Genomic DNA, 13,444 nt, shown 5'->3' on the forward strand with positions numbered 1-13,444 from the left:
CTGCCTAGGCGGTCAGCAGGCGCTGCAGGTGCGCGACCGCCTCGTCGAGGGGAACCGATTCGCTCTGGCCCGTGCGGCGGTCCTTCACCTCGATGACGCCGTCGGCCAGTCCGCGCCCGACGACGACGATCGTGGGAACGCCGATCAGCTCGGCGTCGCCGAACTTCACCCCGGGTGAAACCTTGGGACGGTCGTCGTACATCACGTCGAGGCCTGCCGCTTCGAGGTCGGAGGCGAGCTGGTCTGCGGCGGCGAAGATCTCTGCGCCCTTGCCCGTCGCGACGATGTGCACGTCGGCCGGGGCGACGTTCCGGGGCCAGATGATGCCCTTGTCGTCGTGGTTCGACTCGGCGAGGGCTGCGACGGCGCGGGTAACGCCCACTCCGTAGGAGCCCATGGTGACAGTGGCGAGCTTGCCGTTGGCGTCGAGCACCTTCAGCCCCAGCGCCTCGGCGTACTTCCGCCCGAGCTGGAAGATATGGCCCATCTCGATGCCGCGCGCCGCCTCGAGCGGGCCCGACCCGTCAGGGGCCTCGTCGCCCTCACGGACCTCAACGGCTTCGATCACGCCGTCCCAGGTGAAGTCGCGCCCTGCAACGAGTCCAAAGACGTGCTTGCCGGGCTCGTTGGCGCCGGTCACCCAGGTGGTGCCGGGGACAACCCTCGGATCGACGAGGTAGCGGAGCCCGGTGCTTCCCTCGGTGCCGAGGACTGCGGCGTCGGGTGCCAGGCCGGGGCCGAGGTAGCCCTTGACCACTCCCGGGTGCTTCTTGAGGTCCTCGTCGGTGGCCGGTTCGACTGCAACTTCGCCGCCCACCTCGAGGTGGCCGGCGATGTTGGCTTCAATGCGCTTGAGGTCCACAGTGCGGTCACCGGGAACGCCGACGACGACGAGCTCCCTGCCTCCGGTGGGCAGCACCGCGGCGAGGACAACGTTCTTGAGCGTGTCGGCGGCGGTCCAGGCCTTGCCGTCGTTGGCCGCGCCGGTGTTCGCGTGCGCCACGAGGGTTTCAATCGTGGGGGTGTCGGGGGTGTCGCGCACCTCGGCCGCGGGTGCGTCCGCGTAGTCGATCGCCGCGGGGACAACGGTGGTGACGGCTTCGACATTGGCGGTGTAGCCGCCGGCGGAGCGGACGAAGGTGTCTTCGCCGATGTCGGTGGGGTGGAGGAACTCCTCGCTCTTCGACCCGCCCATGGCTCCGGCCGTTGCGGCGACGGGGATGACCTCGAGCCCGAGGCGTTCGAAGATGCGCAGGTACGCCTGGCGGTGCAGCTGGTAGCTGTGTTCAAGCCCGGCGTCGTCGATGTCGAAGGAGTAGGAGTCCTTCATGATGAACTCGCGCCCGCGGAGCAGGCCCGCCCGGGGACGTGCCTCGTCGCGGTACTTGTTCTGGATCTGGTAGAGGCTCAGCGGGAGGTCCTTGTACGAGGTGTAAAGGTCCTTCACGAGGAGGGTGAACATCTCCTCGTGGGTGGGGGCGAGAAGGTAGTCGGCTCCCTTGCGGTCCTTGAGCCGGAAGATGCCCTCGCCGTATTCGGTCCACCGGTTGGTGGCCTCGTAGGGTTCCTTGGGCAGCAGGGCCGGGAAGTGGACCTCCTGGGCGCCGATGGCCGCCATTTCCTCGCGGATAATCGCCTCAACCTTTGCCAGCACCTTCAGGCCCAGCGGCAGCCAGCTGTAAATGCCGGGGGCGGCGCGGCGGATGTAGCCTGCGCGCACGAGGAGGCGGTGGCTTGCGACCTCTGCCTCGGCGGGGTCTTCACGCAGAGTGCGAAGGAAAAGGGTGGAGAGTCGTGTGACCACGCTGGGGAATCCGTTCTTCTGGACCGGCCCGCCGGTGGCGGGAGACAACAGGTACCAATCTATCGGCTCGCGTGCTGCGGCGCCGACACAGCCCGGCCGCCCGGCGCGGATCCGGCCGGGGCCCGGCACCGGTTGGGAGAACCGCTGCCTCGGACCGGACCGTTGACGGCGGCAGGATTCAGAACAGGACGGTGGCGAAGGTTCCCGTCTGCGTGAATCCGACGCGCTGGTAGGCGGCGATCGCGCGGCTGTTGTAGGAGTTGACGTAGAGGCTCACTGTCGGCGCCACCTTCCGTGCGGCAACAACGACGGCCGCCATGTATCCGGCGCTCAGGCCGCGCCCCCGGTACTCCGGGTTCATCCAGACGCCCTGCACCTGGACGGCCTGGGAGGAGACCGTTCCGAGCTCGGCCTTGAAGATGACCGCACCGTCGTCGTCGAACGCCGCCAGGGAGTGCCGCTGGCGGATCAGCGCGGCCACCCGGCGCCGGTAGTGCTCGGTGCCGCCGATATAGGGCGAGTACCCGACCTCTTCCTCGAACATCGCCGCACAGGCGGGCAGGAGGGTGTCGAGCTCCTCCGCCCGGGTGAACCGGAGGCCGGGCGCCGGCGGGATGGCGGGATCACCGGCGATGGTGAGCAGCGGCTGGGTGGGGCGCAGGTCGAAGGGGTCGGCGCTGTAGTCCTGGAGGGTCGACCACATGGCGAGGACGGCGGGGGCCGGACCGAAAATCGACGAGAAGGTCCTCCCCGAGCGCCCGAGGTGCTCCCCGAATTCTGCGCCCGTCTCCTCGGTCACGCCGACCGGCACGAGATTGACCCCGGCCCAGCAGGCCGAGCTGAGCTGGCCGTCGCGGTACATTCCGACGACCTGCCCGCCCGTTCCCGAGGGGCTTCCGCCACCAAGGTTCTCAAGGTGTGATGCGAGGAAGACGTTCGCCACCGGGTCGGCGTTAACGAGCGACCACAGCGGGCCGGTGTCGCGTTGTTCAAGCACCCGGAAGGACCACGGCCCCGCCGGGTCTGCCGGTGCCTTAGCTAACGGTAACCATGGGGCCACCCTGGCCAGCATTTTCGCCATCGGTCTCCCCCATCTCTTCGGCGAGCCTCATCGCTTCCTCAATGAGGGTCTCGACAATCTGGTCCTCGGGCACCGTCTTGATGACCTGGCCCTTGACAAAAATCTGCCCCTTGCCGTTCCCCGAGGCAACCCCGAGATCGGCTTCCCGTGCCTCGCCCGGGCCGTTCACCACGCAGCCCATCACGGCGACGCGCAGCGGGACCTCCATGCCCTCGAGGCCGGCGGTCACTTCCTCGGCCAGGGTGTAGACGTCGACCTGGGCCCGCCCGCACGAGGGGCAGGAAACGATCTCGAGCTTGCGGGGGCGCAGGTTCAGCGACTGGAGGATCTGGTTGCCGACCTTGATCTCCTCGACGGGAGGCGCCGAGAGGGAAACCCGGATCGTGTCCCCGATGCCCTTGGAGAGCAGGGCCCCGAATGCGGTGGCCGACTTGATGGTGCCCTGGAACGCGGGGCCGGCTTCGGTGACACCGAGGTGCAGCGGCCAGTCGCCTCGCTCCGCGAGCAGCTCGTAGGCGCGCACCATGACCACCGGGTCGTTGTGCTTGACGGAAATCTTGAAGTCGTGGAAGTCGTGTTCCTCGAAGAGGGAGGCCTCCCAGACTGCCGATTCGACAAGCGCCTCCGGGGTCGCCTTCCCATACTTGGCCATGAGCCGCGGGTCGAGGGAGCCGGCGTTGACGCCGATGCGAATCGAGGTCCCCGCGGCCTTCGCGGCAGCGGCGATTTCCTTTACCTGGTCATCGAACTTGCGGATGTTGCCCGGGTTGACCCGGACGGCGGCGCACCCGGCGTCGATCGCCGCGAAGACGTACTTGGGCTGGAAGTGGATGTCGGCGATCACCGGAATCTGTGACTTCTTCGCGATGATCGGCAGCGCTGCGGCGTCGTCGGCCGAGGGGCACGCGACCCGCACGATATCGCAGCCGGTTGCCGTGAGTTCGGCAATCTGTTGCAGCGTGGCGTTGATGTCCGTTGTCGGCGTCGTCGTCATTGACTGGATGCTGATGGGCGAATCGGATCCGACTCCCACCGAGCCGACTTTGATCTGGCGGGTTTTACGGCGGGGCGCCAAGACGGGCGGTGGCGCAGCTGGCATTCCTAGACTGACCGAAGTCAAAACATCCTCCATGGTGGCGGCATCCGCCGCTTGTCGGCCGATTTTTCTTTTCCCATTATCCACCCGGGGGCGGCAGGGGCTGGCTTAGAAGACGAACGTCACACGTACTGAGCGAACGCCCCGGTGACCGGCTTCCACTCAGTGGTTTTCACTGCCGCGATGGCGGAGTTGATGGTGAAGGGGTCGGTGCCGATGAGCTGGTGGAGCTCGGCTTCGGAATCGGCGGTGAAGATCAGGAGGGCGCCGGTTCCGTCGGCGAAGGGACCGGAGGACAGCATCTTCCCCTGCTCCACTAGTCCCTTGAGCCACTCACGGTGGGCGGGGCGGTGCTCGTCCCGCAGTGTGGCGAGATCGGGGTTGTAGACATATTCGACTGCGTAAACACTCATTGCTTCAGCCTACGTGATTACAGGAGGGCGATTACCGCCACGGTGGCGACCCCCGCTGCCCACAGCATCGAGGTGAGGGTGCCGATGATGAACCGTTCCGCCGCGGCCGGTGTTTCCTTGAGCTCGGCGTAGCGGCCCAGGCCCTTGATCGCGACGACGTAGGCGATGGCGACTGATTCGCCGCTGAGGATCGCGGCGGTTATCGCGAGGCGTTCGAGGACCCCGATCACGAGGCCGCCCCTCAGGATTCCGGGCGGAACGGCAGGGGCCGGCGGGATCACGATTCCTTCATCGCGTGCGGGGTGGTGTTCCCAGGGGTTCTGCCGCGGCGGGGCGGGGAATGCGAGCTGCGGCTGATCCGCCGGTTCCGGCCCTGATGCTGAACGGCGTTGCTGCGCCTCGACGCTGCGCGCGAACCGAAGCACGAGCGTTGTCACGGGCCAGCCGCCAAAGCCGGCAAGGAGAAGGGTGAGAAGAATCCACAGCACGTCCATCAGTTGTCCCGGTCTCCGTTCCCTGGGTTTCGCCGGGCCCCGTCGGCCCAGGTCAACAGTAGCGCCGCCGCCGGACGCGCAGCCCATTCTTCGGTCCATGCCGAGCGCGCCACGGCCTTGCTGACCGACTGCGGGGCGATGCCGAGTTCCTTGGCCACCGCTGTCTGGCTGCCCCACTTCCCCGGCTGGAGGCGGTCGAGGATGCGCCACTCCGCGCTCGTGCGGTGCATGACGTGCCGTCCGATGAGCGCAAGGACCGCCTCGGCCTCGGCGGAACCCGCCGGACCTTCAACGGCCAGCGGCGCGCGGTCGCCGGTCTTCTTGGCCCGCTCGACGGCGGTGCGCGCCGCTACGAATGCGCTTCCCCGGCCTTCCCGGGGCGCCGCGGGCAGCGGGAGGTCGATGTCGCCGACACCGATGCCGACGTACCAGCCCCGCTCCCGGAGGCACAGCAGCGCCGCCTCAACGACGGCGTCGGCGGAGTCAAGGATCCCCTGGGCCTCATCCCCCACCGAACGCTCGAAGGCAGCGGCAACGGGAATCCGGGACAGGAGCCTCAGGAGGCTCGGGATGCGGTCGACGTCGTTGGAACTGCCGGCTTGGTCGATCGTGAGCACAAACATTTCTCAACCCTATAAGGGTGAATTTATAATTACAACCGAATTAGTACTCAAATAGAATTTCACCCTAGCCGAACAGGTTGACCGGCTTGACGATGTCCGCGTAGATCAGCAGGACTCCCATGCCCATCAGCAGGATCGCCACAGCGTAGGTCACCGGCAGGAGTTTGGCCATGTCGAAGGGGCCGGGGTCGGGGCGCTTGAAGAGCCGGGCGACACCCCGGCGGAGTCCCTCCCACAGCGCACCCGCCACGTGCCCTCCGTCGAGCGGAAGGAGCGGGATGAGGTTGAAGACGAAAAGGGCCAGGTTGACGCCGCCCACGAGCCCGATGAGGGTCGCGACCCGGGCGTTGAACGGAACCTCCTCCATGGCGGAGACCTCGCCCGCGATCCTCCCGACGCCCACCACGCTGATCGGCCCCTCGGGGTCACGCGGGGCGTCCGAGAAGGCGGCCTTGCCGACGTCGACCACCCGTTGGGGCAGATTGAGCACAACACCGGCCACCCGTACAAGGGAATCCCCAACCGCCGGAAGCACCTCGCTTGCGGGCTGCGGCACCATCGCCTGCTGGGAGCCGACGCCGATGAAGCCCACTTCCTGGGTGAGCGGGACGCCGGCGGCATCGAGCCGGGCGGTGCCGTCGTCGGCGGGCACCGGACGTTCGGTGAGCAGCGGAGTGATTGTGGATTGGCGGGTTTCGCCGTCCCGCTCGAAGGTGATCGGCACTTCCCGGCCGGCGGCTTCACGGATCCATACCGAGAACTGGTCCCAGCTGGTCACGTCCTTGCCGTCGAACGCGGTGATCGTGTCGCCGGGCTGCAGTCCGGCCTCGTAGGCCGGCGCGGCGGGATCCTCGGGAGAGCAGTCGGTCTGCCCGGTCGCAGCCTGCTGGCTGGCGGGGACAACGCACTTGTAGACGTCGGAAATGGTCGTTGTCGCCTGGGCAGTGCCGAACCCCATGATCAGAACGGCGAACAGCAACGTGCCGATCAGGAGGTTCATCAGCGGCCCGCCGAGCATGATGATGATCCGCTTGTAGATGGGCAGCTTGTAGAAGACCCGGTTTTCGTCTCCGGGGCGCAGCTGCCCGGCCGCCGCCTGGCGGGCGTCGTTCGTGAGCTGCTGGAACATTCCGGTGCTCGACTGGCGCGCCACGCCATCTATGGTCGACGCCGGCGGGAACATTCCAACCATCGAAACGTAGCCGCCGGCCGGTATCGCCTTGATCCCGTACTCGGTTTCGCCCTTCCGCCGTGACCAGATGGTTGGGCCGAATCCAACCATGTACTGGGTGACGCGGACCTTGAAGAGCTTGGCCGGAACCAGATGGCCGATCTCGTGGAGGGCGATCGAGGCGCCGATGCCGACGGCGACGAAGATCACCCCGAGGATGAAGAGCAGGATGGTCAACGGATTTCCTTCTGGGCCGAGCAGCGGGAACGGGCGGCGGCGCGCGCCCATACCTCGGCGTCGAGCACCGAGTCGAGTGTGGCAGTGCCGGACGGGGCCTCCGCCTCGCGTGCCGAGTGTTCGGCAACGACTGCGGCTACCGTTTCGACGATGCCGGTGAAGGCCAGGCCGCCGCTGTGGAAGGCCTCGACGGCTTCCTCGTTTGCCGCGTTGAACACCGCCATGTGGGTTCCGCCCTTCGCCGCGGCTGCCTTCGCAAGCGTTACCGCAGGGAAGGCCTCCTCGTCGAGCGGCTCGAACGTCCAGGTGGCGGCGGCCCCCCAGTCACATGCCCGGGCAGCTCCTGGAATCCGGTAGGGCCAGCCGATGCCGAGGGCGATCGGAAGGCGCATGTCCGGCGGCGACGCCTGGGCGATCGTTGAACCGTCGATGAACTGGACCATCGAGTGGATGACAGACTGCGGGTGCACGACGACGTCGATTTTCTCGAGCGGGATGTCGAAGAGGAGGTGCGCTTCAATGACTTCGAGGGCCTTGTTCACCATGGTCGCCGAGTTCGTTGTGACCACCTTGCCCATGGTCCAGGTGGGGTGTGCGAGGGCCTCGGCGGGAGTGACATCGGCGAGTTCCGACGCCGACCTGCCGCGGAACGGCCCGCCGGAGGCTGTCAGGACGAGCCGGTCGACCTCGTCGGGCAGGCCCGAACGCAGGGCCTGGGCGAGGGCCGAGTGTTCGGAGTCGACGGGGACGAGCTGGCCCGGCGCTGCGGCGTCCTTGACCAGTTGACCGCCCACGATTAGTGATTCCTTGTTCGCCAGCGCGAGCAGGTGCCCTGCGCGGAGGGCGGCGAGGGTTGGTGCGAGTCCGATGGAGCCGGTGATGCCATTGAGCACGACGTCGGCGTCGGGCCAGGCGGCAAGCTCGGACGCAGCATCCGGTCCGGCGAACAGGGCGGGCCGGTAGCCGCGCACCCCGGCGGCGTCGGCTGCCTTGCCGATGGCCCGCTCCAGTTCGTCTTCGCTGCACGCCGCAGCTCCGACCGCTGCCGCCCGGGTAGTGACGGCCTGCTGGGCGAGCATGGCCGGGTTGCGGCCGCCGGCGGCGAGCGCGGCAACGCTGAACCGGTCGGGGGCCTGGGCGATCACGTCGAGCGCCTGGGTGCCGATCGAGCCGGTCGAGCCGAGGAGAACCACCCGGCGGTGGCCGCGTTGAAGGTCGCTGAAGTCCATGAACCCAGTATCCCGCACCGCGTTCAGTGCGCGGAAACCGGAAATAGCCGATGTGCGGTCCGGGGTTCCTGGATCCCGATGGCAGTCACTTCTGCGACCGCACGTGCTTTCCGCGGCCGGTGCGGTCAGGCATGGGAAAGCTTGCCCACGGCGTGCTCGATCGTTTCGTTTCCGGAGATCAGCTCGAGGATGGAGGAGCGCCCCGCATTGGTGCGAAGGAGCGCCGCGATGACGGCCGCGACGTCGGCGCGGGGGACGGTTCCCCGGCCGGTTTCGTCTGAGAGCTTCACCTTCCCGGTGGCCGGTTCGTCGGTGAGGCCTCCTGGACGGAGGATGGTCCAGTTGAGGCGGGTCCGGGCACGGAGGTCATCCTCCGCGGCGAGCTTCGCCACGAGGTAGGCGTAGAAGATGTCATCGAGCCCGTCCGGGCGGTTTCCGTCCGCTACTGAATCTGCGCCGATGGACGAGACCTGGATGAAGCGCTCCACGTCGGCGAGTTCGGCGGCGTCGGCGAGGAGCACTGAGGCGGCCCGGTCCACGGTGTCCTTGCGCTCGGCACCGCTGCCCGGGCCGGCACCTGCGGCGAACACTACGGCGTCGGCACCGGTGAGGACTTCGGCGACCTGCGCGGCAGTGGCGTTCTCGAGGTCGAGCACCACCGGCGTCGCGCCGTCCTGCGCGAGGTCTTCGCGATGGTCGGCGTTCCGGATCAGCCCAGTGACCTGGTGACCTTCGGCCACCAGCTGGCGGGTCAGTTCGCGGGCGATCTTTCCGTGGGCTCCTGCAATCACTGTTTCCATACTGGGCCAACGGTGCCGGGGGCGGTTGAATTCCCGCTTCTCACAATGTGAACTCCGGCCGATCTGGGGCGGGGCGGCACCGCTGAAAGTGTCGGTGGCAGGTGGCAGAGTTGGGTCATGGAAGCGCCGGCGCTGGATTCCGAACCCGCGGACACCCGGGTCCTTCCGGGACTCAGCGGAGCGGTCAACCTGTTCGCCCCGGAGGAGCTCGACGGACGAGGGCTCAGCCGCACCCTTGAGCTGCTCGAGTCGCTGATCGGGTGGGCCCAGGCGGGGCAGGCGAGGATCCTTCACCTCCTGGAGCAGCACTTCCAGGACGCTGTCGCCAACGGCGCGCCCGCTGCCGCGCCGGGCCGGGGATCACGGGCCGACCGGGTACGGGCGAAACGTCTCGATGAGGAACTCGCAACAAGCCTTGCCGCCACCGAAGCTGCCTGCGTGCTGCGGATTCCGGAGCGGACGGCCCTCGGCCGGCTGCGGACCAGCCGTGCCCTGTGCGAGCACTTCCCCGCCACACTCGGGGCCCTGCGCGACGGCCACCTGGGTTACCGGCAGGCGCGCACCCTTGTCGACGAGGCCCTGTCACTGCCCATCGAGGCCCGGGCGCCCTTCGAGGCGCACCTGCTGGGCAAGGCCCCCGGACAGACAGCGGCACAGCTCGCCCGCTCGGCGCGGCGTGAACGCGAGAAGTACCACCCCGAGACGATCCTCGAACGTTCACGCAATGCCGTTGCGGACCGCCGGGTGTCGCTGGCGCCCGACGTCGACGGCATGTGCTGGCTATCGGCCTTCCTGCCCGCCGAAGCGGCGGAGACCGCCTACCGCCGGCTGACGGTGCTGGCGCGCGCGGTCCAGGGACCCGATGAGCCGCGGACCCTCACCCAACTGCGGGCCGATGCCCTGGCCGACCTGCTGACCCCGGCCCGCGTTCCGGGCAGCGAGCATCTGGACGCCACGCCCGCCGCACGGGAGGCTGGTGCGGCTGTTGCCACTCCCGGTCCAAGCCCGGATCATCGGGGACCGGAGGCCGGTGCCCGGTTGGGCGCCGGCATCGTTGAGGTCCCGCCCGTTTCGATATCCGGCTCCCGGGAAGGTTACGGAAGCCAGGGGTCCGGTGGGGTCGAGGTCTTCCTCACGATCGATGTCAAGACCCTCCTGGGGATCACAGATCACCCGGCCGAGCTTGAAGGCTACGGTCCGGTCAGTCCGGAAAGGGCCCGGGACCTCGCAGCACTGAGCGGGAGTTTCCACCCCCTGCTGGTCTCCGACACCGGGAACGTCCTCGCGATGGGGCGCAGAGCCCGGTTCCCGTCCGCGATGCTCGCGCGGTGGCTGCGGTACCGCGACGAGACCTGCCGTTTCCCGGGATGCAACCGCTCCGCGGCGTCGTCCGACATCGACCACAGCGTTCCATGGTCCCGCGGCGGGGCCACCGACCACGGGAACCTCGCCCACCTTTGCCGCAAGCACCACGCGTACAAGTCCTCAACGCTCTGGAACCTCCGGGAGAACGACGCAGGCATCCTGAGCTGGTCGTCGCCGACCGGTCGGCGTTATCGCACGTTCCCGCCCGGGCTGCTCGCCGAACCTCCGCCGTTTTAGCTCGGCACAGCCAACCCCGTTAGTCTGACCCATGCGGGGACGATGTCTTTACTGCCGCCTCAGTCGGCAGCGCGCGCCAGGACCTGCTCGGCGTGGCGAAGGATCGGGCCGTCAATCATGCGGCCGCGGTACTGGAAGACGCCTCCGCGCCCGGCGGCCTCGCGCAGCAGGTCGCGGGCCAGCGCAACCTCTTCCTCGTCCGGTGCGTAGGCCCGGCGCACCACCCCTGCCTGGGTCGGGTGGATGCAGGCCTTGGCGAAGAAGCCGGATGCAGCGGCGTCCTCCGCTTCGGCTGCCAGGCCGTCGAGGTCGGGGATGTCGAGGTACACGGCGTCGATCGCAGCGATTCCGGCCGCCCCTGCCGCGAGGAGGACCTGCGAGCGCGCGTGGGCGGCGACCCCGCGGTACGCGCCGTCGCGTCCGCGGCTTGACGTGCCGCCGAGGGAGGCAACGAGGTCTTCGGCTCCCCACATCAGCGCCGTGACGTTGGGCTGGATCGCGATGTGCGGCGCCTTGAGCACCCCTGCCGCCGTCTCGCAGAGGGCGATGACGTCGTAGGAGGGCAGGTGCAGTCCTACATCGCGGAGGTCTCCTCCCGATCCGGCCTTGGCGAGCATCACCGTCCGGTAGGAGGTCCGGCGGAGGGCCGCACAGTCGCGCAGGAAGTCCCCGGTGGGCACCGGGTTGATCCGCACGATGGTCCGCGCGGGATCGAGGGCGCTGTCGATGAGCGCCTCGCGCGCTGCTTCCTTGTTCTCGGGCGCCACGGCGTCTTCGAGGTCGAGGATGACGGCGTCGGCCCGCTCCGCTGCCTTCCGGTATCGCTCGGGGCGGTCGGCAGGGCAGAACAATAGGGACGGACCCATGGTGAAGCCGCTCACGACCCCTCCTCCAGCGGCGCACCGGCGCCCGCGAGTTCGGCAGCAGCGTGCCCGGCCTTCGACCACATCAGGACCGACCGCGCCGCCGAGGCAACAACCACGCCGTCCTGGTTCCTTCCGGTATGGACCATCGAGACAATCCCTTGTCCGGGCCGGGACGCCGACTCCCTGACCCCCGTGATCTCGGTTTCGGTGTAAAGCGTGTCACCGTGGAAGACCGGGTGGGGGAAGCGGACATCGGTGAGGCCGAGCTGGGCCACGATGGTGCCCTGCGTCAGCTGCGTGACCGACTGCCCCACCATTGTGGAAAGGGTGAGCATCGAGTTCATGAGCCGCTGCCCGAACGGCTGTGTTTGAGCCCATGCGGCGTCAAGGTGCAGGGCCTGCGAGTTCATTGTCAGCGTTGTGAAGAGCACGTTGTCGGCTTCGGTCAGGGTTCGTCCGGGCCTGTGGGCGTAGACCGCTCCGGGCTCCAGTTCATCGAAGTACAGTCCGCGCTGTTCGATCACGCGCCCGCGGGGCGTCCCGGTCTCCTCATCCATTGAGGCGCACCTCGAGGGGAGCCCCGGTCTTGGCGATGACTTCGTCGACCTCGACGCCCGGCGCTGTCTCGCGCAGGATCAGCGTCCCGCCGTTGCGTGAGGCGTCGACGTCGATGACGGCGAGATCGGTGATGATCCGGTCCACGCAGCCCTTGCCCGTCAGCGGCAGCGAGCAGCGCTCAACGATCTTGGGTCCGCCCGAACGGTCGACGTGTTCCATCATGACGATCAGCCGTTTGGCGCCGAAGACGAGGTCCATTGCCCCGCCCATGCCCTTGACCATCTTTCCGGGGATCATCCAGTTCGCGAGGTCGCCGTTCGCCGCGACCTCCATTGCACCGAGCACCGCGACATCAACGTGCCCGCCGCGCACCATGCCGAAGGAGGCCGCCGAGTCGAAGAACGCAGCGCCCGGGTTGGCGGTGACGGTCTCCTTGCCGGCATTGATCAGGTCCGGGTCGAGCTGCTCCTCGGTGGGATACGGGCCGACGCCGAGGATTCCGTTTTCGGAGTGGAGAACCACCTCGACGGATTCCGGAATGTAGTTCGGGATGAGGGTCGGCATGCCGATCCCGAGGTTGACGTACTGGCCGTTCTCCAGTTCCTGGGCCACCCGCGCCGCCAGTTCGTTCCGTGTCAGTGCCATGGCTCAGGCCTCCTTCGTCGTGCCGGATGTGCCGGCGCCGGATGTGCCGGAGCCGAGGGACACGGTGCGCTTTTCGATGCGCTTCTCCACGTCGGGAACGAGCACGACCCGCTGGACGAAGATGCCGGGAATGTGGACGTGTTCGGGGTCGAGTTCACCGGGCTCGACGAGCTCCTCGACCTCGGCGATGGTGATCTTTCCGGCCTGGGCGCACAGCGGGTTGAAGTTCATGGCCGTCGCATGGAAGACGAGGTTGCCGTGCCGGTCACCCTTCCAGGCGTGGACCAGCGCAAAGTCGGGCCGCACCGATTCCTCGAGGACGTAATCGGTCCCGTCGAAGGTGCGCACCTCCTTGGCCTTTGAAGCAACGATGACGTTCCCGTCGGCGTCGTACTTCTGCGGAAGCCCGCCCTCGCTCACCTGCGTGCCGACGCCGGCGGTGGTGTAGAAGGCGGGGATGCCCGCGCCGCCGGCCCGCAGCTTTTCGGCGAGGGTTCCCTGCGGCGTCAGTTCCACTTCAAGCTCGCCGGAGAGGTACTGGCGGGCGAACTCCTTGTTCTCGCCGACGTAGGAGCTGATGGTGCGGCGGATGCGGTGGTCGGCCAGCAGCACCCCGAGCCCCCAGTCATCGACCCCGCAGTTGTTGCTGATCGTCTCGAGCCCGCTGGTCCCCTGCTCGTGGAGGGCCTCAATGAGCGCGGTGGGAATGCCGCACAGCCCGAAGCCGCCCACGGCCAGGCTCGCGCCGTCGGGAATGTCAGCGACGGCCTCGGCCGGGCTCGGCACAACTTTGTCGATCACTGCGTCTCCTTCAACTCCGTTGTC

At 68.0% G+C, this 13,444-nt stretch carries 14 protein-coding genes; 1 reads left to right on the plus strand and 13 read right to left on the minus strand.

Translation table 11 applies throughout. The annotated features are described in order from the left end of the window. Positions 1-4: 4 nt before the first annotated feature. The 9 genes from AC4D14_RS16735 to AC4D14_RS16775 all read right to left on the minus strand — a co-directional run bounded on the left by AC4D14_RS16735 (position 5) and on the right by AC4D14_RS16775 (position 8,948). Positions 5-1,804 carry a proline--tRNA ligase gene (locus AC4D14_RS16735; protein WP_490903906.1) on the minus strand — a complete coding sequence of 600 codons (1,800 nt, stop codon included), beginning with the start codon at positions 1,802-1,804 and terminating at the stop codon, positions 5-7. A 178-nt stretch (positions 1,805-1,982) separates the two neighbouring features. After that, complete coding sequence (locus AC4D14_RS16740; protein WP_490903798.1) at positions 1,983-2,801, minus strand: GNAT family N-acetyltransferase; 819 nt, start codon at positions 2,799-2,801, stop codon at positions 1,983-1,985. Between the two features lie 37 nt (positions 2,802-2,838). Further along, positions 2,839-4,005: a flavodoxin-dependent (E)-4-hydroxy-3-methylbut-2-enyl-diphosphate synthase gene (ispG, locus tag AC4D14_RS16745; protein ID WP_490903799.1), complete on the minus strand. Its 1,167-nt coding sequence runs from the start codon at positions 4,003-4,005 to the stop codon at positions 2,839-2,841. Between the two features lie 98 nt (positions 4,006-4,103). After that, entirely contained in the window at positions 4,104-4,394 is a 291-nt protein-coding gene (locus tag AC4D14_RS16750; RefSeq protein WP_490903800.1) for a YciI family protein, read from the minus strand. A gap of 17 nt (positions 4,395-4,411) precedes the next feature. After that, positions 4,412-4,888 carry a hypothetical protein gene (locus AC4D14_RS16755; protein WP_490903801.1) on the minus strand — a complete coding sequence of 159 codons (477 nt, stop codon included), beginning with the start codon at positions 4,886-4,888 and terminating at the stop codon, positions 4,412-4,414. Continuing rightward, positions 4,888-5,511 (minus strand): MarR family transcriptional regulator, encoded by a 624-nt coding sequence (locus AC4D14_RS16760; RefSeq protein WP_490903802.1) that lies wholly within the window; start codon positions 5,509-5,511, stop codon positions 4,888-4,890. Before AC4D14_RS16760 ends, AC4D14_RS16755 begins: the two co-directional genes overlap by 1 nt. A 64-nt stretch (positions 5,512-5,575) precedes the next feature. Next, positions 5,576-6,919, minus strand: a complete 1,344-nt coding sequence (locus tag AC4D14_RS16765) for a M50 family metallopeptidase (protein WP_490903803.1) — start codon at positions 6,917-6,919, stop codon at positions 5,576-5,578. Continuing rightward, on the minus strand, positions 6,916-8,148 hold the full coding sequence (gene dxr / locus AC4D14_RS16770; RefSeq protein WP_490903804.1) for a 1-deoxy-D-xylulose-5-phosphate reductoisomerase: 1,233 nt from the start codon (positions 8,146-8,148) through the stop codon (positions 6,916-6,918). Before dxr ends, AC4D14_RS16765 begins: the two co-directional genes overlap by 4 nt. A 125-nt stretch (positions 8,149-8,273) precedes the next feature. Continuing rightward, on the minus strand, positions 8,274-8,948 hold the full coding sequence (locus AC4D14_RS16775; protein ID WP_490903805.1) for an SDR family oxidoreductase: 675 nt from the start codon (positions 8,946-8,948) through the stop codon (positions 8,274-8,276). Positions 8,949-9,065: 117 nt separating this feature from the next. On the opposite strand from AC4D14_RS16775, the gene AC4D14_RS16780 reads away from it, so the two are divergent. After that, positions 9,066-10,550: an HNH endonuclease signature motif containing protein gene (locus AC4D14_RS16780; protein WP_490903806.1), complete on the plus strand. Its 1,485-nt coding sequence runs from the start codon at positions 9,066-9,068 to the stop codon at positions 10,548-10,550. Positions 10,551-10,609: 59 nt separating this feature from the next. Here the strand turns inward: AC4D14_RS16780 and AC4D14_RS16785 are convergent, their stop codons facing one another. From AC4D14_RS16785 to AC4D14_RS16800, 4 genes are read right to left on the minus strand one after another with little or no spacing between them, the layout of a single operon-like run. Beyond that, positions 10,610-11,416 (minus strand): HpcH/HpaI aldolase/citrate lyase family protein, encoded by an 807-nt coding sequence (locus AC4D14_RS16785; RefSeq protein ID WP_490903907.1) that lies wholly within the window; start codon positions 11,414-11,416, stop codon positions 10,610-10,612. An 11-nt stretch (positions 11,417-11,427) separates the two neighbouring features. Then, positions 11,428-11,973, minus strand: coding sequence for a MaoC family dehydratase (locus AC4D14_RS16790; RefSeq protein ID WP_490903807.1), 546 nt, complete (start codon positions 11,971-11,973; stop codon positions 11,428-11,430). Continuing rightward, positions 11,966-12,619 carry a CoA transferase subunit B gene (locus AC4D14_RS16795; RefSeq protein WP_490903808.1) on the minus strand — a complete coding sequence of 218 codons (654 nt, stop codon included), beginning with the start codon at positions 12,617-12,619 and terminating at the stop codon, positions 11,966-11,968. Before AC4D14_RS16795 ends, AC4D14_RS16790 begins: the two co-directional genes overlap by 8 nt. 3 nt (positions 12,620-12,622) lie before the next feature. Continuing rightward, on the minus strand, positions 12,623-13,420 hold the full coding sequence (locus tag AC4D14_RS16800; RefSeq protein WP_490903809.1) for a CoA transferase subunit A: 798 nt from the start codon (positions 13,418-13,420) through the stop codon (positions 12,623-12,625). Positions 13,421-13,444: the final 24 nt, after the last annotated feature.

It is taken from the genome of Arthrobacter sp. TJ-254, assembly GCF_058269175.1.